Origin of the sequence: Desulfomicrobium macestii, from assembly GCF_014873765.1 — a bacterium.
Classification (GTDB): Bacteria; Desulfobacterota; Desulfovibrionia; order Desulfovibrionales; family Desulfomicrobiaceae; genus Desulfomicrobium; species Desulfomicrobium macestii.
Genome location: NZ_JADBGG010000049.1, coordinates 1 through 21,572, shown reverse-complemented (window position 1 = coordinate 21,572; position 21,572 = coordinate 1). Strand labels below are relative to the sequence as shown.

The 21,572-nt window shown below is 49.6% G+C and carries 17 protein-coding genes, 1 tRNA gene and 2 pseudogenes; 9 read left to right on the top strand and 11 right to left on the bottom strand.

What is annotated here, in order from left to right:
• Positions 1 to 198: 198 nt before the first annotated feature.
• The 3 genes from H4684_RS19185 (at position 199) to H4684_RS19170 (ending at position 4,699) form a co-directional block, all read left to right on the top strand.
• Entirely contained in the window at positions 199 to 2,319 is a 2,121-nt protein-coding gene (locus tag H4684_RS19185; protein WP_192624972.1) for a GmrSD restriction endonuclease domain-containing protein, read from the top strand.
• 115 nt (positions 2,320 to 2,434) lie between these two features.
• Positions 2,435 to 3,895 carry an ADP-ribosylglycohydrolase family protein gene (locus H4684_RS20830; RefSeq protein WP_225940561.1) on the top strand — a complete coding sequence of 487 codons (1,461 nt, stop codon included), beginning with the start codon at positions 2,435 to 2,437 and terminating at the stop codon, positions 3,893 to 3,895.
• A 39-nt stretch (positions 3,896 to 3,934) separates the two neighbouring features.
• Complete coding sequence (locus H4684_RS19170) at positions 3,935 to 4,699, top strand: hypothetical protein (RefSeq protein ID WP_192624971.1); 765 nt, start codon at positions 3,935 to 3,937, stop codon at positions 4,697 to 4,699.
• 59 nt (positions 4,700 to 4,758) lie between these two features.
• Here the strand turns inward: H4684_RS19170 and H4684_RS19165 are convergent, their stop codons facing one another.
• Positions 4,759 to 5,109 (bottom strand): hypothetical protein, encoded by a 351-nt coding sequence (locus tag H4684_RS19165; RefSeq protein WP_192624970.1) that lies wholly within the window; start codon positions 5,107 to 5,109, stop codon positions 4,759 to 4,761.
• A gap of 230 nt (positions 5,110 to 5,339) precedes the next feature.
• On the opposite strand from H4684_RS19165, the pseudogene H4684_RS21320 reads away from it, so the two are divergent.
• Both H4684_RS21320 and H4684_RS19160 read left to right on the top strand, forming a co-directional pair.
• Positions 5,340 to 5,408 (top strand): annotated as a pseudogene (locus H4684_RS21320) (SEC-C metal-binding domain-containing protein); the annotation flags it as partial.
• A 69-nt stretch (positions 5,409 to 5,477) separates the two neighbouring features.
• Positions 5,478 to 6,773 (top strand): hypothetical protein, encoded by a 1,296-nt coding sequence (locus H4684_RS19160; protein ID WP_225940563.1) that lies wholly within the window; start codon positions 5,478 to 5,480, stop codon positions 6,771 to 6,773.
• A gap of 605 nt (positions 6,774 to 7,378) precedes the next feature.
• Here H4684_RS19160 and H4684_RS19155 read toward each other — a convergent pair.
• From H4684_RS19155 to H4684_RS21050, 3 genes are all read right to left on the bottom strand, one after another.
• The gene (locus H4684_RS19155; protein ID WP_192624968.1) at positions 7,379 to 10,180 is read right to left on the bottom strand and encodes a DUF927 domain-containing protein; all 2,802 of its coding nucleotides are present in this window, start codon (positions 10,178 to 10,180) and stop codon (positions 7,379 to 7,381) included.
• A gap of 133 nt (positions 10,181 to 10,313) precedes the next feature.
• Complete coding sequence (locus H4684_RS19150) at positions 10,314 to 10,541, bottom strand: hypothetical protein (RefSeq protein ID WP_192624967.1); 228 nt, start codon at positions 10,539 to 10,541, stop codon at positions 10,314 to 10,316.
• Positions 10,542 to 10,789: 248 nt separating this feature from the next.
• Entirely contained in the window at positions 10,790 to 10,996 is a 207-nt protein-coding gene (locus H4684_RS21050; protein WP_192624966.1) for a hypothetical protein, read from the bottom strand.
• Positions 10,997 to 11,644: 648 nt separating this feature from the next.
• Here H4684_RS21050 and H4684_RS21315 point away from each other — a divergent pair.
• Together H4684_RS21315 and H4684_RS21310 are read left to right on the top strand one after the other, a co-directional pair.
• Complete coding sequence (locus H4684_RS21315) at positions 11,645 to 11,857, top strand: DDE-type integrase/transposase/recombinase (RefSeq protein WP_192624965.1); 213 nt, start codon at positions 11,645 to 11,647, stop codon at positions 11,855 to 11,857.
• Between the two features lie 15 nt (positions 11,858 to 11,872).
• Positions 11,873 to 12,091: pseudogene (locus tag H4684_RS21310) on the top strand (integrase core domain-containing protein); the annotation flags it as partial.
• Positions 12,092 to 12,143: 52 nt separating this feature from the next.
• On the opposite strand, the gene H4684_RS19130 reads toward H4684_RS21310, so the two are convergent.
• The 6 genes from H4684_RS19130 to H4684_RS19105 form a co-directional block, all read right to left on the bottom strand.
• Positions 12,144 to 14,444 (bottom strand): AAA family ATPase, encoded by a 2,301-nt coding sequence (locus tag H4684_RS19130; protein WP_192624963.1) that lies wholly within the window; start codon positions 14,442 to 14,444, stop codon positions 12,144 to 12,146.
• Positions 14,445 to 14,470: 26 nt separating this feature from the next.
• Complete coding sequence (locus tag H4684_RS19125) at positions 14,471 to 16,324, bottom strand: site-specific integrase (protein ID WP_192624962.1); 1,854 nt, start codon at positions 16,322 to 16,324, stop codon at positions 14,471 to 14,473.
• A 179-nt stretch (positions 16,325 to 16,503) separates the two neighbouring features.
• Positions 16,504 to 16,588 (bottom strand) — tRNA-Leu (locus H4684_RS19120).
• 85 nt (positions 16,589 to 16,673) lie between these two features.
• On the bottom strand, positions 16,674 to 17,018 hold the full coding sequence (gene secG, locus H4684_RS19115) for a preprotein translocase subunit SecG (protein ID WP_092193695.1): 345 nt from the start codon (positions 17,016 to 17,018) through the stop codon (positions 16,674 to 16,676).
• Positions 17,019 to 17,034: 16 nt separating this feature from the next.
• A complete protein-coding gene (gene tpiA, locus H4684_RS19110) occupies positions 17,035 to 17,790 on the bottom strand; it encodes a triose-phosphate isomerase (protein WP_092193694.1) in 756 nt (251 codons plus the stop codon).
• A complete protein-coding gene (locus H4684_RS19105; protein ID WP_192624961.1) occupies positions 17,787 to 18,968 on the bottom strand; it encodes a phosphoglycerate kinase in 1,182 nt (393 codons plus the stop codon). Before H4684_RS19105 ends, tpiA begins: the two co-directional genes overlap by 4 nt.
• A 207-nt stretch (positions 18,969 to 19,175) precedes the next feature.
• Here H4684_RS19105 and H4684_RS19100 point away from each other — a divergent pair, with 207 nt between their 5' ends.
• Positions 19,176 to 19,613 (top strand): GNAT family N-acetyltransferase, encoded by a 438-nt coding sequence (locus tag H4684_RS19100; RefSeq protein ID WP_092193692.1) that lies wholly within the window; start codon positions 19,176 to 19,178, stop codon positions 19,611 to 19,613.
• Positions 19,610 to 20,779: a M20 metallopeptidase family protein gene (locus H4684_RS19095; RefSeq protein ID WP_192624960.1), complete on the top strand. Its 1,170-nt coding sequence runs from the start codon at positions 19,610 to 19,612 to the stop codon at positions 20,777 to 20,779. Before H4684_RS19100 ends, H4684_RS19095 begins: the two co-directional genes overlap by 4 nt.
• Before the next feature lie 642 nt (positions 20,780 to 21,421).
• On the opposite strand, the gene H4684_RS19090 is transcribed toward H4684_RS19095, so the two are convergent.
• A partial coding sequence (locus H4684_RS19090) for an IS3 family transposase (protein WP_192624959.1) occupies positions 21,422 to 21,572 on the bottom strand: 151 nt, incomplete at its 5' end.

Sequence of the window (21,572 nt, the reverse complement as noted above, 5' to 3'; positions counted from 1 at the left end):
CATGGTGCTCGTTGATGGTTGTCTTGCAACCCCATCAAAAGGGAGAACCTCTTAAATTTCAAGAGGAAGTGTCAGATCAAGTCGGAACTATTTCAACTTAATAATTGCCCCAGCAGCCTCTCCTCTCCGTGTTCACCGGCATCGGAACATCGAACATTCACACACAATCAGTCGACTGCCCTATTCCAAGGACTCTAAATGAAAGCCACCGAAGCCAAGCTGCTCACCTTTTTGCAGAAATCCACGCAGTTCATCATCCCCATCTACCAGCGCACCTACTCCTGGACGGAAAAACAATGCCGTCAGCTGTGGGATGACATCCTGCGGGCAGGTTCAAACGACTCGATAGCCGTGCATTTCATCGGCTCCATTGTCTACATTGAGCAAGGGCTCTCAATGGTCTGCCATCGTGCGCCTCTGCTGGTGATCGACGGGCAACAGCGCCTTACCACTGTCTCTTTGCTCATTGAAGCCCTGGCGCGTGCTCTTGGCGACAAGGAGCCGGTCGAAGGGTTTTCGGCCGCTAAACTCCGCCACTACTACATCACCAACCACCTCGAAAATAACGACAGCTTTTTCAAGCTACTCCTCACGCAAACGGACAACGCTTCGCTAAAAGCCATCATCAAGAGCAGCGAGCAACCTCCGGAGCCTTCGCTTCGCATCACACAAAACTTTGAACTGTTCACAGAGTGGCTCAATGGTCTGAAAGGAGATCTCGTTCCCGTCTGCCAGGGCCTTGCCAAGCTTATGGTCGTGGACATCGCTCTTGCTCGCGATCAGGACAATCCGCAGCTCATTTTCGAGAGCATGAATTCGACGGGTAAAGAACTGAGTCAGGCCGATCTGATCCGCAACTACATCCTCATGGGGCTGGAACCGTCGCTGCAGACGCGGCTTTACGAAGACTACTGGCGACCGATGGAGGTTGAATTCGGGCAGGAGGCCTACGACACGCTGTTCGACGGTTTCATGCGTCATTACCTTACTGTCCGCACTGGCGACATCCCGCGCGAACGCGAGATCTATGATGCGTTCAAGGATTACGCCCTAACCACTCCTGTAAAGCAGGCGGGTATCGAGGCCCTGATCAAAGACATCCGCACGTTCGCCCGCTACTTCTGCGCCATGGCCCTTGGCAAAGAGAAAGAACCCGCGCTCAAACTCGCCTTCCATGATCTGCGGGAACTCAAAGTGGATGTGTCCTACCCTTTTCTGCTTGAGTTGTACTCCGACTACGACAACAACCTGCTGAGCGTGGCTGACTTCGACGCTGCCGTGCGGCTCGTGGAGTCCTACGTATTCCGTCGCGCCGTCTGCGCCATTCCCACAAACTCGTTGAACAAAACGTTCGCTACTTTCGGCAAGGCACTGAAAAAGGACCGCTACCTCGAAAGCATAAGCGCCCATTTCCTGTTGCTACCGTCATACCGCCGTTTTCCGAAGGACGAAGAGTTTCACCGCGACCTGCAGAACCGCGATCTCTACAATTTCCGTAGCCGCAGCTACTGGCTGCGGAGGTTGGAGAATCACGGTCGCAAGGAACGCGTGGCTGTGGACGAATATACTATCGAACACATCCTGCCTCAGAATCCCGCGCTTTCTGCTTCGTGGCAAAAGGAACTCGGAGAAGAGTGGCAACGCGTTCAGCAACAGTGGCTGCATACTCTCGGCAACCTCACGCTCACCGGCTACAATGCCGAGTACAGCGATCGTCCATTTGCGGAGAAGCGCGACCGGGAAGGCGGTTTCAAGCAAAGTCCGCTCAAAATGAACGCAGGGCTTGGAGGATTCGATACCTGGAATGAAGCCGCAATCCAGAATCGTGCAGCCACCCTCGCCACGCGAGCCGTCACGGTCTGGCGGGCTCCGGTTGTGGATTCGGCAGTTCTGGAGAGCTATCGCCCAGCCAAAGAGGCCTCGCGGAGTGGATACACTATTGATGACCATCCGTATCTGGCCACGGGCAGTGACATGTACGGTACGATGATTCCAGACTTGTTCAAGGCATTCCGCAAAGAGGTACTCGCTCTTGATCCGTGCGTAACGGAGGAATTCCTTAAACTCTACGTGGCCTATAAGGCGGAGACGAATTTTGTGGATGTGGTGCCGCAGGCTAAACGGTTACGCTTGAGTATTAACCTGCGGTTTGCAGAGATCAATGACCCAAAAGGTTTGGGTCAGGATGTGACAAACCGTGGTCGCTGGGGAAATGGCGATGTTGAGATCGGATTGAGTTCGCTCGAAGAATTACCGTACGTCATGAGCCTAGTGCGACAGGCGTACGAAGCCCAGATGGGTAATGGAGGACAATCATGATCGCTGACATCAAGCCATATGCGAAAGATAAGTATTCGGCATTGCCTGAGCTCGGCATGAGCACCGGGTATAAGACATGGTAGAAGCATAACGGGTCAGTTAACCTCCTCACACTATGCAAATGACGCAGACACCAATCGAAAACTCCTATTGGATCATCCCGGGAAAATTTCTTGCCGGAGAATACCCACGCACTCTCGATCAGGATTCCTCGATTACAAGGATCAAGGCACTGGCGAAGGCTGGCGTTGGGGTATTCATCGACCTGACCACTCCGGCCGACGGGCTCAAGCCCTATCAAAACCTCACCAATATGATCGATGGAAAGATCGAATACTACACATTCCCGATTCCGGATGTGAGCATTCCAGGATCTCGGCAAACCGCACGTGAGATTCTTGATCTGATCGACAACTCACTGGCCCAGGGCAAAGGAATCTACCTGCACTGCTGGGGCGGCATCGGCAGAACAGGAACGATTGTCGGATGTTGGCTTGCAAGGCACGGCTTTGCCGGAAACGCCGCCCTGGAGAAACTTTCCAGCCTGTGGCGCTGGTGCCCCAAATCAAGACACCGCCAATCTCCGGAAACAGAAGAACAGCGAAGCTACATCCTGTCCTGGAATGAAGATGCGCCCGATGCCAATCACGACACCATTCTCTCCCGCGCCCAGGGCTGCCTTATGGGGCAGCTCGCAGGAGATTCCCTGGGGAGTCTGGTGGAATTCAAGTCTGCCGAAGAGATACGCGGCCTTTATCCATCAGGGTTACGCGAGTTAGCCGACGGGGGGACGTGGAACACCCTGGCTGGCCAGCCCACGGACGATTCAGAACTGGCCCTCATGCTCGCCCGGTCGTTAGTGGAGCATGGAAGGTTCGACAGATACAGCGTTCGAAATGCCTACCGATTTTGGTACGATTCGCGCCCGTTTGATTGCGGGGCAACCATTGCCGCCGGCCTCAGGGATCAGCCCAATTTAGAGAGCCAAGCCAACGGCGCACTCATGCGCATAAGCCCGCTGGGCATTTTTGGAACGCATCAAAACCTGTGGGACGTTGGCGACTGGGCAAAAAAAGACGCATCGATAACCCATCCGCACCCAATCTGCTGCGAGGCCAATGCGCTTTTCGCCATGGCCTTGTCCCGAGTCATCCGAAGCGGTTGCTCTTCGCAGAGCCTCTATGCAGGAATGCTGCTCTGGGCGGAGACAATGGACGTTCATTCCACCTTGAAAGGCGCTCTCAATGATGCCGCCACGACTCCACCCAAAAGCTACGGACGCCACCAAGGATGGGTGCTCATAGCCTTCCAGAACGCCGTCTGGCAGCTTCTCCATGCCCCAAACCTTGAAGAAGGCGTGGTCGATACGGTCATGCGTGGTGGCGACACCGACACCAATGCCGCCATTTGCGGCGCTCTTCTTGGGGCCATGTATGGACTGGAGGCTGTGCCCACGCAATGGAAGGAAAAAGTGATTGCTTGCAGACCTGAACAACGTGCCGGAGTTGCTCACCCTCGCCCCGAAGTTTTCTGGCCTGTGGATGCCTTGGAACTGGCGCAACAGCTCATGGAGTGAAAGATGATTTCACGACCGAGGGGACTAAAGCATACTGAGATGCTGGACTGGAACGGCAGAGCCGTCCCCGTTGCCCGCAGCAAAGGCGGCGTAAAGGCTGTTTCGCACTCTTACGACAACCTGATCCGCACCGGCATCAGCGCCTGGCCGCCGCCGGAAATCGTCCAGAAGCTCTACAAAAGCAGGCAGTCCCGTGCCTTCGACGGTAAAGAGCTTGAAATTGCGACCTCGGGCCTGGGCTACTACTGCGACCTGCAGTCCCTGCACAGCGAAGACGCCATCACCTGGTCGGTCTTCGGCACCATCGCCCGGTCGCCGCAGAATATCCTTGAGACCTGGCTCAGGGATCTGTTCAGGCTGATTGACCTACCGGATTCGCATACAGACAATGCGGAAATCTTCCTATGGCGCCGCATCCCTCACCCCGATACATTAGTCCCGGGAGGCCCGGAAATCGATGTGGGCATTACGACGTCGAACACAGTGATTCTTGCTGAAGCCAAATGGCTGTCGGGCATCGGGGCAGCTCAAGGCAAGGCCAAAGACAAGGACCAAATCCAACTACGGGGCGAGTTTCTAGCAAAATACGGCGCAGGCATATTTCCGGACAGGCCGCACAAAGTCGTTCTGGGCATCAGTCTGCTTCCAAATGCCTTCAAGGATATAACGCCGAAAGGGGTCAGTCTCCGGACAACCTCTTGGCAACATCTAAGCACCCTCCCCTCGCATCCTCTGGTTGACGAACTGACACGCTATGTCGAATGGAAAATGCTCAATTCCAAGATGACAAGAAAATCCGGCTAATAAGTTCCGGCTGAACCATGCCAAGACAGCCGGAACCCTGTAGATCACGTTGCCACATTTCAAGAAAATGAGATGGTCCGATCCATGCTCATACCAAGCGGATTATCAACATAATCGCCGCAGACCTCTATGTCGTTTATATCCTCACCAATACGTATGAACAAATAATCTTCAGCATGAAGGTCACCAAGATAATCCTCCACAAAGGCTACATCTGGACTCGATGAATTCCAACTGCATCTGTCACAACACCATGCATGGCAGTCTTCATCCTTGATTTTGACATCAGCCTCTTTAAGCAGGGAAAGCACTTCTCTTTTGAGTCGTTTTGGCAATTCACCAATACTTTCTTGCATAGCGACTGCAATTTCTTCAGGGACACAAATACCAACGCGTGAACGATATGCCATGATAATACCCCCTTTTTTAATACATTCTGTTAATAATAAATTGATCTAAATCTAAAGCTCATGAAACAGCGCACCGCCCAGCAGCCAATAACGCCAGAGCAGACTAATATGTTGCAACCCTTGCGGGACATTCCTTGTGAGCTCAGATTGTGGAAAATGACGAACAATCGTAGGAGTTGAACCAGAAGACGGCTTGATGCCGAAAAATCCTTTCAGGGAGAAGATGCACGGTGAAAATATCCCGGAACGCCCCATGCCCTTGCGGCAGTGGACAGAAATACAAGAAATGTTGCCTGCCCAAGGAAGAAAGTCAGGATTTTTCCTACCGAAGAATCAGCCAGACCTTCCAAAGCCTGACCGGCAAGCTCATGACCTTTGCGCAGAACACGCTTGAAGCAGAAGGCTTGGACGAGGCCATCGACACATTCCTGCTCTGGAGCGAAGAACTCGATCACGAGGACACCATCGATGAACTCTCACAGGTGATGGTGCCTTGGATTCTCTGTAGCTGGGATCTGACGCAGCCGGACATCGAAGAACTTGATTTTGAAATTGCCCTCCCCGCCGATACCACGATCGCGGAGCTCTACCGCCAAAACCGAACAAGCAAGATCGACAGCCTTGAACTTCACGTCCTTGAATCCGTGGGCCGCCTGGTCTTTTCGTTCTATGAGGTCACGGCTGTCTTTCCAGGCAACGGCTTTGCCTGCATCGACATCCTCACCGGCAGTTCGCACAGGGTCACCGATCACAGCGCCTCAGAATGGCTGGCTCAGGGGTCCATCTTATTTTGCGCCATCTCCAGGGTCGACGACGTTGAATTTCTCTCTGCCGCGAGCCCCATATCCTTCCCTCTGCCATGGAAAGCCCATGTTATCGACCTGCGCACCTCCCTGATAGGCCAGAAAAAAGCACTCTCAACGGATGATCTGTCAGAATACGAATTTGAGATTCGCGAGGTTTTTCTGGAATTGTACGCGGCGGCCATTAATCCTCCATCTCTGTCGAACACGGATGGGGATCCTCTCTCCCTGCAGACGGTTCACTACCGCATCTCAAGCCCCAAAGATGCCTTTGACGCCCTGCTCCACCTCTGCATGACGGAGACGCCAGAACAGCTCCTTGAAAACGCCGACTATACTGAGAGCGGTGAACTTACTGGCGTGACAATCCCCTGGAGTCGCCTTGAAACAGCCAAAGCCACGCCAATGTCTAACACCATCCTCGGCTACATAGACATCGAAAGTGAATCCATGACCGTCGAAGTGAACTCGGAAAAAAGAGCGGCTGAAATCCGGGAAATCATTCAGAACGTGATGGGTGAGAAGGCGCATTACAAAACCACAAGCATAAAGCCCATGCGTGCCGCCGGAGAGCGCGCCGAAGACGATGAAGACCCGCTTGGTCTTCACAACAAGATGATGCAAGATCCTGAGATCAAGGAGCACATGGAAAACATGTTTCTCGATCACTGGGGTCAATGGGTGGATACCCCTCTTCCGATCCTTGACGGACAGACACCCCGGGAAGCGGCAAAATCACCCAGCGGACGTGAAAAAGTCGATGCACTGATCCGCAGCGCGATCCATAACTCCGAGACAAACCCTGACCTCGAAGTTCAGAAGAAAGGAATCGAACGTGCGCGAACGGAGCTTGGCATTTAGCAACTTCAATAGATGATAAACCATGTGCGTTTTGTGCGGCTTTTTTGTTTTTCGCCAAGCGTATTGTTGAGGAATTCCTCGATAATAGCGCCCCGCACAAACGCACAGAACGCACACACATTTTTTCAACAATTAAAATTTAACAATGACTTTATTCAGGACAGAGGGGAGTAAGGGTCCCCCCTCATCGACAACAAAATCAATTACTGCGGCTTGAAAACTCCTGTAGATCTAAACCTTTCCACGACTTGTGGAGCAAAATATTGTGGCTTTGCAACATAGCGATCTCTCATTATGGCAGACCAGTTATGCTTGAGCTCCAACGGCCTTTCTTCAACTTTTAGAATTTCATACACAAAATGGAAACACTTACGACACAGATACTTCCACTCCCGCCCATCCTTTATTATAAAATTCCTGCCGCAGAACCAGCAAGTTGCTTGAATAGTCATAGTCATTATATAAATACCTCTTTTTTTCACATGTCTAAAAATTGCTTGTGCGTTCTGTGCGTCTGTGCGGCACCCTGAACACCCGTTAGCCTGGGCATCGGAGGTACCGCACAGTCATTGTAACTCGCACAACTCGCACAAATCATTAACCAATCAATAAGAGTCTTGCGGGAATGATAAGGACAGCCCCCCTCGTGACTTGAAATCTGGCTCAATTTCTTCTTCCCAAGCTTCAGGAATGAAGATGTATCCGCGATGATTAACGCCTTTAATTGACTTCGTTTCGCGAATGCTGCCATCGTCTTTGAGTTCGAGCCAACCAAGCTTATTCATGGCCTCCAAGATGACTTTCCTGTTGATTCCCTTCAGAATTTCATCAGCGGCAGGGAGCAACATCAAAAATCGCTTGCGTCCTGCCACCTTATCTCTCCATGAAAATCCAGCCTTCCTGAAGCGGCTATCTTTGTCCGCCTCCTCAATGGGCACATACCGGCTCTCGGATTCGATCGCAAAATGATCCTGAACACGCTTTAAGACCTTAGCGATCTCTCGGTCTCCGACACAGTTGCGCTGGTCCAGCCAAATCTTGAACCACTTTTCGGCTGCCCTGCGGGCGTCTCCATTTCGATACGGTAAGATTCCACACTCATGGGCAAATTCGCCTGCGCTTGCGATCAAACCAAACTTTCGGGCAACTCGCCTGACCTGACCAGACGAACCTTCTGGACAGTTCTCCTGCACGAATTTCTGTGCTTTTTCGATAATCAGTTCGATATTGCGCTGCTTCTCTTCAATGCTCGAACCGCAGAAAGCTGCGAGGAATGCACGCAATGGCGTTCCATAATACTTCATGCAGTTACTCACCAAGTCATCACTCAAACGAGCACCATTCTCATAGCCGTGCATGTTTTCATAAAGATCTTGCCCAACTCCGGCATTTATTGGCAGATCGATTACTCGAACTTCTTGACCGACATGCGAGGTAAACTTCCCCGTTTCCTGGATCTTGTCATTGATGGTAAGTTCACCGTTTGACAGGAAGTTTAGCAGCCATCTGCCGATGTTGCGTGCGGAAGCATCGGCTTTCATTCTTGCTTTGCCCTGACCATTGGCGAGCATGTACGGAATTTGGGCAACGGTTTCAGCAGATGCCTGTCCGATCTCATCTAGGACCAACATGTTGTCATTGTGCAGGACAGCCGTATTCTCTATCGCATTGTGCGTGCTGTTCCATTGCCTCATGAAGCCTTTATGCCCTCCGCCACCACAAACACTCCCGGCCACGTGAGCACCCGTCGACTTCCCCGCAGACGAGCACCCGTATATATGGATACCCCCGCCCTCAAATCCGCATGGTTTGAGCAATGGCCCGGTCAACGCATAACTGGTCAGCAAAACAAGGAGAGAATTATCTCGGCAGTATTTACCGACATGCTCTTTCCAATCATCGAGTGACCCGGAGGAGTTATGTAAGCTGACCAAGCTGCTCTCAAAATAAAACTCTTCGCCAAAATGCTCACCAAAAAGAGCATCAGGCAGCACATAGGTATCATCGTACCAGCCCACCATGTTTAGCCGGAGCAGGAACTTGTCCACGGGAGCGCTAGTTCGCAGGTACTCCATGAAAAGGCTTGATGCTTTTGGAGCGTTCGAAAATTCAACTCCATCGTCAGCAAGCTGCGCCCTCACGACATCACCACGGCCAACACAGTCTCGCATGTTGATGACAACACGCTTTTCAACACCGTCCGGGGATTTGATCTCTAACAGCCTCGCCCAGTCGCAAGAGCCCTGAGACCGAAGCTTTCCGATCACTTTCACAGGGGAGCAAATGAATATCTTGTTGCCATCTTCCTCTTGATCACGATGGTAGTACACGCCATCTTCTTCAAGCGAAAACGCCGATGAAGTCTGAACATCCCTCGACCGCTGATTGTGCCAGAGATAAATCGGACTGGTAACTTCGCATCTCTTTCCGCAGTCATGGATTGACTTCAAATATGAACATGACAGCGTGCTCTTTCTTGTCTGCCAGTTGTTGATCTTTTCCTCAGTTTCCTTCTCTGAATAGCCGGCATAACCTTGGCTAAATAAATGAACGAGTGGCTTTGCCTTGTCACCAAAAGCCATCAACACCCCTACCATTGCCCACCATTCAGGCTCAGCGAGTTCGGCCTTATTTGTCCAGCAATGCTCAATGAAACCGCAATTCAGAAGCGATTCCAAACCAAGATTTGCATGCTTGTTTTTGTTCTTCAGATGGAACATGAAAATCGCGGACTCAAAAAGATTTGTCATGGTCGCGGATCTGACAGGAAGATCCGTTTCAAAAGGAAGATTTATGCGGGACTCATCCGACATCGAGAGTAATTTGGAAATATCAAAATTCAACATCTCGTCAGCGCTGACTTGGACCTTATACCGACCATTTGGTCGCTTGATATTCTCGCACCGCAGCAACCGACCTTTTCCCATATTGTACATTTGAAGATCAAGAATCTTCTCAAGACTTGAATCTTTATAAGCTTTTAGAATGAACTTGATCATTTCGTAATAAATACGAGGTAAGCATGGGTGTCCTGCCTCACCGCCAAAAATCTCGGCAGGAATTTCAATATGACAACCTTTTCCGCCTGAGATCCAGTATCTTAAGCTGCCTAAATTGACTCCGTATTTCACGTAGAGTATTTCCATGAAACGCTTGGCAGCCTTGATCGACATCGCCGGATCTGACTTATAATCAAAGTCCAAAAACAAAGACCCATAACGAACAGGTTCAGGCTTGTTTTTCTCCGGTTCGTAATCAAAAGTCGTTGTGCTAAAGGCCGTATACCCATCCTCCAGAGCTTTTTTCCGAGCTGCCTCCGTGTCGGCAATTAGCTTCCAAGAATTGTCTCTTCCCTCGATTTTATCCGCATAACCAGCGTACAAAACCCGTGCATTTTGAACTTTCATAATACCACTCCTTATAAATATTTTCACTTTCGGGACGATAAGTTCCTCACCGGGCCGAAAAGTGTATATTATATCAGTGGCATGTTATTGATGATACAAAGACGGTGTAGCTCGAAGCCACACCGCCTTTATTTCAGAATTTATTGTATTTTTTTAACCAATCAATGAAATCCTCCCTCTCGTAGAGAACTTTCTTCCCAACCCTGACTTTCGACATAGGACCCTCACCCCTATTGTCGATATTCGACAACGTCTTTGCCTGAATCAAACCACCAAGACTTTTCACAGCGACATCACGCGTAAATACAGGTGGCAATGATTGACCGATCTTCGTGAAAATTGATTCTACTGCCGCGTTCATAATTCTCTCCATATTAGGGGTAATAAATGGACATTATTTGACCATTTACATATTTGCTACGCATAATATGGTTGCGATGTATCAAAATTTACACGATAATCGCATAATTACGTATTTTTTATTGGGCTGGGCTGGAATTACCGCACAACTGACATCGAAGACAGGCACCGTCTCAAGCTTCTTAATCGTAGACCAATTCTTACCGGAACTAAGGGTCCGGCGGCATAACTCAGGCAGCCAATACGCTTTCAGCGTGTTTCGAGGAGATTTCCTTCCTGGGCATCCAGAACTCGCCATCCTTCGTCAGAGCGCCCCAAGGTAACGGGATCGCAGAGCGGTTCGTTCGGACCCTGAAGGAGAACCTGCTTTGGATTCGGCGGTTCGACACGGTGGCGGAACTCCGCTTCGGCCTCTTTGAATTCAAGGACACGTAAAACCGGGAATGGATCGATCATTGGACGCCACGGCTACAAGACTTCGGCAGCAGTGCGAGCCATCCAGAAAGAGGCCGTGACCGTTTCGGCTTGATTAACCAAAGACGTGTCCAAAAAACCGTAGACCGATACATTGCTTCAAAATCCCGCAGCCATCCGGTCTATCAAAACGAGAACGTGACCGAGGCTGCCTGATTAACGACAAAACGTGTCCCAAAAAAACCATAGACTATACACGCTCGCAAGAGAATGACTATAAAAAATACCCCCTTGTACTCGGCAGCAAATCTTCAGCCCACAAAATAAGCACAAGCATAACTATTCGAAATAATTACACCATATAATAAAAAGTTCGTTCGGTTCTGTACATTTGGGCCGAACGTACCGAAGTAAACCCAGAAAAATGGCCGTGAAAATTTGAATAAGCCTTTAGGTAAAAACCCTGCTGGCCTAGTCATTAGCGGCAATTACACGGTGACAAGCCGACTGCCGAATTGGCGCAGCGTTTTGAGGTGCACCCGAACCAGATTACTGAATGGAAGCAGCAACTCAGCGAGCGGGCAGTCGTCGACAAACCGGCCGATAGTGAACCGGCGGTGGATTTGAAGGTCCTGCATGACAAGATCGGTCAACTGACGCTGGAGAACGATTTTTATAGTAACCGCAGTCGTGGATTGGGTCAGCCGAAAGGTACTGGCGTCAAAGATAGCGATCACCTTGGAGGCTTGCCATGCGGTCGATGTGCTTCAGGAAGCCTTTCGCCGCTATGGCACTCCGGAAATCGTGAACACGGATCAAGGCAGTCAGTTTACGGCGATCGAGTTTGTAACGGCTGTCAAGGACATGGGCTGCAAGCTGAGTATGGATGGCCGAGGAGCCTGACGTGACAACGTTTTCGTTGAGCGCCTCTGGAAGTCGGTGAAGTACGAACGGGTATATCTGCACGCCTACGACACGGTGAGCGATGCCCGGAAGTCGATCATGGAATACATGGATTGGTACAATCAAAAGCGGCCGCATTCACGGTTGGGCAAGAAAACGCCTGAAGAGGCTTATACCGAAGGGATATCTCCAGTGAGAACGGAGCAGCGAGAAAGGCACATCCTGCCGACCTGATCGACGCCCTCCTGGCGGAATTTGAAGCACGCAACTGCAGCACAGTTTAAATCTATTTGCGAAGCTGATAAAACGTATCACTTGTAGAGCCTGTTCTATCAAGGATACAATAAGTGACTAAAGAATTTAAAACTTTATTTCTTTTCCGTTTTTTTAAACCCAAATCATGCTCTAAATCAGAACCATTGAATTTGTTTTTTGTTTTGGCATATTCAACAACTTGTAAAGCAATAGGATTATTCTCTAAATAAGCCTTATCATTTATATCAAACCTATCAATATCTACCAAACAATTATTCATTGATTTCGAATGAGACAAGTTAATCGTATTAAAATTTTCTTTTTCAAATTCATCTTCAGAAATCCACTTATAATAGTGTCCATTTTCTTCATCAGGTAGCGGAAGGTGATAAAAATAACTCTTACCGTCTAAATAAGGGATAGGCTTACATTCTTGAAATTTTAGACGGATAAAAGATCCTTCTTCGTTAAAAAAATTATCCATAAAAGAATTTTTATGCGTACTTTTATAAAATTCTTTACTTATATATTCTCTATCTTTAACTAATAATAAAGTTTGTAATTGCGATTGAATCTGAGAAAGACCGTATGGTCTGTCCCTCTCTTTGCCTGTATGGTGCGCTAGAATAATCGCAATTCCTGCATACTGTAATCCCTCAAACCACCTAAGCAGTTCATCCCATTTATTTAAAGAAGTAGAAGCTTTCTGTGATATAGAGAATAAATTGTCTATGGCTAAAACTTTAGCATCATTATCAATCATTTCTTGCTTTACTTTATTTCTCCAATCTTGCGACATTAAATTAAATTCAATTTTAGGATCTAAATCCCGTAGAGATAAATAAAAAAAGTTATTATCGTCTGTTGTGGTTGACTTGTACGCAGATTCTAATTGATTTATTCTTTGTAACAATCTTGTTTCGCCACTTTCCCCATCTATGATATAAACTTTGCGTTGTGAATGCCCTTTGAAAAAAAAGGCATCCGTGCCATATGCTATTCCTTGCAAAAAAGTAAGAAGAACCATACCTTTTCCAGAATTTGAAAAACCAACAATGAGTAGCATATTGTTTGGACTAATCAAAACATCTAAATCAATTTTATTTAAATTATTTGATTTGCTCTTCAAACCCATGTTATCCCGCACTGACTTAAATAAAGGCACTGTATTTGTATCGCGATGAGTATCAAAACCAGACAGCATTACTTTAGTCGCCCAACGATCATATTCACTAAAAGAAATTGACCGTTCATGTATATGTTTTATAATATAAAAAAAATCATTCTGAAAATATGAAAAAGAATGCTTTACAACATGCCTCTCCCAGGGACATGACAACATATCCGTATCGACATTTACAGAATTAATTTCATGAGATAGCACAGGGATATTAAAAATTTTTACAGACAGTGATTCAACTTCTGCACACTTATCAACATATTTTGACAGGTTTAAAAATGAGTTTCTATCAGCATCAGGAACGATAAATACATTTTGTCCATACAAACTTGAAAAGTCGGTACGATCAATATAATCTACCCCACCGTAGTGAAATGTGATCAAAAATTCATCCTGCGAAACACTCTGAGAGTCGCACAATAACTTTCTCAAGTTATTTCCAACGTCTAAATTGCAACATAAAATCACATTTAATCTTTTCTTCTGATTCAGCACATCTGCAGCAAACAATGGCAATAATTTATTCGGAACACCAGGTGCAAGACAAGAATTTACAAAACCATCTTGATATTCTTCTTCAATCAATATTAAAGGAACTACTACTGATTTTTTAACGTTTCTATATATAATTACACTAAAACAATTCATACCAGAATAATTTTTAAAAAAAATAATATCTGATTTAATGTATTTAAAATTATAACAAATTAAGTTTTGTGGAACAGCTAAATACACTCCATCATTAAAAATTTGAAACTGATTTTTATCAATAACTTTATATTTATGTTCTTTTATATTTAAAATATCATTCCATCCAAATTTCTTAACTATTTCTTTACAAGCAGATTCAGTAGTTAAATTATATTTCAAAGAATAAAATTTTACGTAACCAATCCCTCTAACGTTATTAATATACCACTTTATTTGATTATTATTGTCGATATCGAACCAATACCCTTTTAAAATTTCACTATCTGAAAGATATAAAAATTTATCCATAGCTTTAAATTTGTAATTACTACATAGCAATTCAACAGCATTAAGCAAAAAATCATTCAAATCAAAATTATTTGAAAAATATATATTGTGTAAATTTGCACCCATTATTTCTGAGTACAATTCAGAAACTTTGTTGTCATTCACTTGTTTCATAATCTCTCCCGACATATTACTTTACATTATATAACAAATTTTCCCCATATATCATATTCAATTTTTAATATCACTTCATCATAACAAATCCTTGGGCTAAACTTAGACCCATATTGCCTACTAGCTAGCATCTCAATTTCATGACCAAAAACTTGCCTGAAAACATCAGTATGTAAATTTCTCACTTTAAAATAATCACTGAACGTATGGCGCAATGAGTGAAAACTCTTTTTCCCTGCTATATCGCATTTTTTGATCATATCAGAGAAAAATTTACCAACTTGCCTTCCATATTTTGAAATATTTGCAGATAATTTTAAATCAGGAAATAATCGTTCATGCTTATTTTTAACAATCTTATCTCTATACTGAAGTAACCCCAATTCAATCAACTTGCTATGCACGGGAATTATTCGAACTGAATTTTTTGTTTTAAGCTTTTTCTCAACCAAGCCGTTTCTGGATTTATTCAAATTAATGTCAATCACCCAAAGATCGTCAACTTTATAAATATCATCACAGTGTAATTGGCATATTTCTTCAAGCCTCATTCCTGTATACAGAGCAATAATGGGCGCCCAATAAAAGGATGGCCTCTTGATTTTTTTCATTTTAAAATCTGGGTGGGATAATAAAATTTTCAAATCATCGACAGTTATCGCATCACGAAGATCGATCTCTTGCCTATCATCCTTAATGCTGAGGGATTTTGCAGGATTAAAAGTCATTATCCCCTCTCGCATGGCCCACTCAAACAGACTCGATGCAGCTTCAACAAATATATTAACTGTTTTTACAGAGTAAACTGTCTTAGGCTCCATTTTTAGTATTCGTTCTATAGACTTGCCTTTATACAACTTCGATTTAGCACGATTTGGTGGCAGTTTTCGAAGTGTCTCTCGATACTTTCGCATATCATCGCGAGTTATCTCATCGATAGCCTTGTCCCCCATGACCTCGATAAACGTGTTGAGACGACTTTTGTGATCAGGCAAGCTATGAGACTTCCAAGCTTCATCTGAAATCTTTGAATCTATATATTTATTTGCCAATTCAGAAAATTTCAAACTCGGGATTTTCGTTTCTTCCTTGGGAGTAGACGATCGAACATCTATTTGATTGTTTTGCTTCGCGCGCTCATTATAGAGAGGCAACTCTTTGACAAAATCGCCATTACTACGCGCACTTACAATATCGTGACATGTGATTTGAGTTTTTATAAATTCATTAATAATTTCTAAAACGTTATCCTTTGTAACCTCGTCTGGCTTGAACACACCTTCTTTCATCAAATGCACTACGCCAATAAATCCATCATTTGCCAATAAATCCGGATTATTGACGGCGCTGCTCAGTATCCTTGCGCATGCATCAGAGAATTGCCCATCTGATATGGATTCATTTTCTTCGATTTGCACCCTTGGTCTCATGTTAATATTTTGAGAATGCAAATTTAACTGCTTTCTTAAATATTCTTGCAGTCTATCTTTAATCTCTCGGTGTGAGATATGAACTTTCTCATCTTGCTCAAGCACCTTGATGAACCTAACAAGCAATTCTTTGCGTAAATGTTCTGGGCTAACTGGCACATTTTCGTCCAAAATTTCATCCATCCTTACGCGGAGCTTAGTGGCTATCCGCCTTGCCTCGCCAATATATGGAGTTTGCAAGCCGATTCGTACTTCTGACTGCCCTATTCCGACTCGAAATTTTTTTGGAATAGATGCGCGAAAATAATAAAATTTCCCTTTCAGGTAAAGATTACTTGGCGAATATGTATTTTTCTTGCGGCGAGTGATTTTCGAAATCTGATCAGATGGGGCAATAGGCGGTCCACTTACGACGCTCAGTGGCTTCGAGTGAGATGCTGATTTTCGCATATTCCAGGCTCCCTTTTTCAGACCATGGGTTTGCAATCTTGACCCCCGAGTTTGACCCCCGGGTTTGACCCTCAAATTTCAGCCAAATTCCCTTCGACTGACCTTAAAGCCAAGATTGCAACCGCCTGGAATAACAGAAAAAGGCGCTGCAGCTTGTAAGCTGCAACGCCCTAGTTTCCTGGTGTCGAAGGGGGGACTCGAACCCCCACGGGATACCCCACTACCCCCTCAAGATAGCGTGTCTACCAATTCCACCACTTCGACATCTAAGCATTCAAATTTGCGAACTAATCCCGCAAACCGGAGAAGCAGTCTTTAGCGATGCTCCACCGGTTTGTCCAGTATTTTTTTACTGATTTTTTTCCTGGCCTGCAGATTCTTCAGCAGGAGCCGTGGTGACTCCGGCGGGAGCTGTGGGGGTCTGGGTCACGGGCATGTCGATCACGATGGATTCCTTGGGGGAAGCGTGCTTCTGCGTACTGACGTACGTAAAAATCATGGAGGTCAGAAAAAACACGGTCGCCGCTCCGGCAGTCAACTTGCTGAGCAAATTACCGGCACCGGTGGATCCGAAAACGGAGCCGCCGCCACCGCCGAAGATTATCCCCATGCCCTCCTTGCCGGATTGCAGCAAGACGAGAACGACAAGGGTGACACAGGCAATGACATGTATGGTTATCATCAGGGAGTTCAAAAAAATACCTCCTAAATTATGCGAGCACGATCTGACTGAAACTGTCCGCTTTGAGACTTGCGCCGCCTACCAGCACACCGTCCACATTGTCAAGGCGGATGATGGCGGCGGCGTTGTCGGGCTTGACGGAACCGCCGTAAAGAATGCGGATTTGAGCGCCTTCGCTCGGCAACAACGACTCAAGTTTGGAGCGCACCAAGGCATGCGCCGCCAGGATTTCATCAGGTCCGGCCACATCGCCGGTGCCGATGGCCCAGACAGGCTCATACGCAACCGCAAGATTCTCCGCCGTGGCGGTGGATAACACTCCGGCCAGCCCGCTTTCGAGTTGGCGAACCAGAACTTCCTCGATCTGACCGAGTCTTCGCTCGACGCTGGTCTCGCCGATGCAGAGGATCATCTTCAGACCGGCTTCAAGGCCAAAGGCCACCTTGCGCCCGATCAGCTCGTCCATCTCGCCCAGAACGTGCCTGCGCTCGGAGTGTCCGGCCAGGGCGTACGTGCAGCCAAGGTCCAGAAGCTGCTCCGGGGCGACTTCTCCGGTAAAGGCTCCCTGCGCGGCGGGATAGAAGTTCTGGGCCCCGGAGTGGCAGCCCGCGTTCCCCGCGAGGATGGGACACACGGAGTGCATCATGGTGAACGGCGGGCAGACGAGCACTTCCCTGTCCTGGGGCAATGTGCCCAGCAGCGAGACCAGTTCCCTGGCCGTGGCCACGCCCTCCTCCACCGTCTTGTACATCTTCCAGTTGGCGGCCATGAGCAGCTTTTTCATGACTTGTTCTCCAGGGCGGTGAAGGCAGGCAGCTCCTTGCCTTCCAAAAATTCCAGAAAGGAACCGCCGCCGGTCGAGATGAAAGAGAACTTGTCCGCCATGCCCATCTGCTCCACGATGACGTTGGTGTCACCGCCGCCGAGAATGGTCATGCCGGAAACGGCGCCCACCACCCGGCACAGATTGATGGAGCCCTGGGCAAAGGCGGGATTCTCGAAAGCGCCCATGGGGCCGTTCCAGATCACGGTGCCGGCGTTCTTGATGACCTCAGCGAAAAGCGTGTGCGAGGCGGGGCCCGTGTCCAGGATCATCTCGTCGGCGGGAATGTCCTGATAGGTACGCACGCCAGACGCGATGCCGCCCTTGGGGTCGGTGCCGAGGATGAAATCCACGGGCAGATAGAACTTCACGCCCTTTTCCCGCGCCTCGACCATGATGGCCATGGCCTCTTCCAGCAGGTCGTCCTCAACGAGCGAGGTTCCAACCTCGAAGCCCTGGGCCTTGCGGAAGGTATTGGCCATGGCGCCGCCCACGATCATGGAGTCGACCTCTTCCAAAAGCGCCTTCAGGATGCCGAGTTTCGAGGAAACCTTGGCGCCGCCGATGATGGCCACGAAGGGGCGGGCCGGATTCTCCAGGGCTTCGCCCAGGTACTGCCATTCCTTCTTGAGCAGCAGGCCGCCGCAGCAATCCTTGATGTATTCCGTAACCCCGACCACGGAGGCGTGCGCGCGATGGGAAGCGCCGAACGCATCATTGACGTAGACATCTCCCAGCTTGGCCAGCTCACGGCTGAAATCGGGATCGTTCTTGGTCTCGCCGGGATGAAAGCGCAGGTTCTCAAGCAGCAGGACCTCGCCGGGTTTGAGCCCCTCGGCCATGGCCTGAACTTCGGGACCGATGCAATCCGGAGCCATGCGCACCTCGCGTCCGAGCAGCTCCGCCAGGCGCACGGCCACGGGCTTCAGGGAGAATTCCGGGGCCGGAGCGCCCTTGGGCCTGCCCAAATGGGAGCAAATGACCAGGGACGCACCATTGTCCAGGGCCAACTTCAGAGTCGGCAGACTCTGTTTGATGCGGTTGTCGTCGACAATGGTCTCGCCTTTGAGAGGCACGTTGTAGTCGACACGCATGAGGACCCGTTTGCCGCTCACGTTCAGTTCATCCAGAAATTTCATATTATCTTCCTCCCATGGGGCTTTGGCTTTGATGGACGCGGACACGTGCCCGCTCGGCCTTTCGTAAGGGAATCAACAAAAAATGACAATGGCCGGACCAAAACAGATCGGAATTGATTGCCAATATCCGCTTGATCCCGGCTCTCAAAATACGCACAATGAATGATTATTTTCTACCCGCGACCTGGCAGCTCATAGGACTCCACCATGCACCAAATACGTATATCCCCCATGTCCATCAGCGATCACGCAGCGGCGATGGCACTGTGGCAAAATACTCCCGGCATAGGCCTGTCCGCGGCCGACGAAGCGCAGGCCATGCAGTCCTACCTGCAGCGCAATCCGGACCTGAGCCAATGCGCCTGGGCAGACGAACTTCTTGTCGGCACTGTTCTGGCCGGTCATGACGGGCGCAGGGGCTACCTGCACCATCTCTGCGTGCGCGATGACTTCAGGCACCGTGGCGTCGGGCGGCAGATGATAACGCGCGCCCTTGAGGGGCTTGCCGCGCTCGGCCTTGAAAAGGCTCACGCCTTTCTGTTCACGGACAACGAAACCGGGCGCAGATTCTGGGACCGGATCGGCTGGACATGGCGCACGGACATCGGAGTCGTGTCCGTGACCATTGAGGAGGCGATCAAATGAGTACGAACCTTCTGGCCCTCGCCCTTGAACAACTGGATCATGTGCGCGCCGTCCGCCGCGAACTGCACCGCTTTCCCGAGGTCGGGGCGGAGCTTCCAAGGACGCGGGCGCTGGTGCTGCGCGAACTCGGTAAGCTGAATCTAAGCGTGCGCGAGGACGTGGGCGGCGGAATCGTCGCCGATCTTCACGGCCCGGACGGAAGTCCTTGCATCGCGCTGCGCGCGGACATGGACGCGCTGCCGATCCAGGAAGAATCCGGGCTCGAATTCGCCTCCGAAATTGCAGGCCATGGCCATATGTGCGGTCACGACGCCCACACGGCCATGCTGCTTGGGGCGGCGCGGCTGCTTGCCGGCCAAAGCGAGACCTTGCGGGCCGGAGTGCGTTTTCTCTTCCAGCCCAACGAGGAATTCCAGCCGGGAGGGGCCAAGGCCATGGTAGATGCCGGATGCCTGGACGGCGTGGACGCGGTGTACGGCCTGCACGTCTGGCCCGGACAGCCCGCAGGTTGGTTCGGGACGCGCAAGGGCCCGCTCATGGCCAGGCCGGATGTTTTCTCCATCACACTCACAGGCAAGGGCGGTCACGCCTCGGCCCCGCATCACTGCACGGACCCCATCCTGGCCGGAAGCCATCTGGTCACCGCCCTGCAGGGCATCATCTCCCGTAGGGTCGCGCCGCATGAACGGGCGGTCCTTAGCGTGACCCGCTTCGAGGCCGGAAACAGCTACAACACCATCCCGGACAAGGCGTTCCTGCAAGGCACGGTGCGCGCCCTGACGGAGAGGACCGGCAATTTCGTGCAGGCCCAGATGCAGGAACTTGTCGGCAACCTGGCGCAGGGCATGGGCGTCAAGGCCGAGCTTGATTACGTGCGCGGATTCCCGGTGGTGGTGAACGACGCCGCAAGCACTGCCCGGGCCGTGAATTTGCTGCGCAGCCTTTCCGACAACGTGGAGGATGAGATAGAGCCGGTCATGGCGGGAGAAGATTTTTCGTACTACCTGAACGAGGTTCCAGGCTGCTTCATCTTCATGGGCTGCGGAGCCTGCGACGCACAGGGCCAGGGCGGACTGCACAATTCCTGCTTCCGCCTCGACGAGGATTGTCTCCCCTGGGGCGTGGCGGCCCTGGCCGGATTGGTCCGTAGGGGCGGTCCTGCGTGACCGCCCGGGCAGACACATAGGTCTGCCCCTACGGTGGGACGGGCCGGGATCGATCGTTGCGTTGTTGGCCTGGGATTCACACCGCGGTTGGGCAGACACGTAGGTCTGCCCCTACGGGTGTTGTGGTGGGCATTGTTTGGGATTGCGGTGCGATGGTAGGGGCGAAAAATTTTTCGCCCGTACGGTGGGACGGGCCGGGATCGATCGTTGCGTTGTCGGCCTGGGATTCACACCGCGATTGGGCAGACACGTAGGTCTGCCCCTACGATGGGACGGGACGGGATCGATCGTTGCGTTGTTGGCCTGGGATTCACACCGCGATTGGGCAGACACGTAGGTCTGCCCCTACGATGGGACGGCCTGGGATCAATTGTTGCATTGTCGGCCGGGGATACGCACCGCGTAGGGGCGGTCCTGCGTGACCGCCCTTCTTCGGTCCTGCGTGACCGCCCGGGCAGACACATAGGTCTGCCCCTACGGTGGGACGGGCCTGGATCGATCGTTGCGTTGTTGGCCTGGGATTCTCACCGCGGTTGGGCAGACACGTAGGTCTGCCCCTACGGGTGTTGTGGTGGGCATTGTTTGGGATTGCGGCGCGATTGTAGGTGACCTGTCTTCGCAATAGAGGACACGTTCATTTCCCTAAACAGCTATCTTGATGAACAGCCGTTCATATTCCTCAGGCGCTTGGTAACCAATCGACGAATGCCTGCGCCGACGATTATAAAAACCTTCAATATATCGAAATATCTGGCTTTGAGCTTCAGACCGCCTCTCGAAAGAACAATGATGC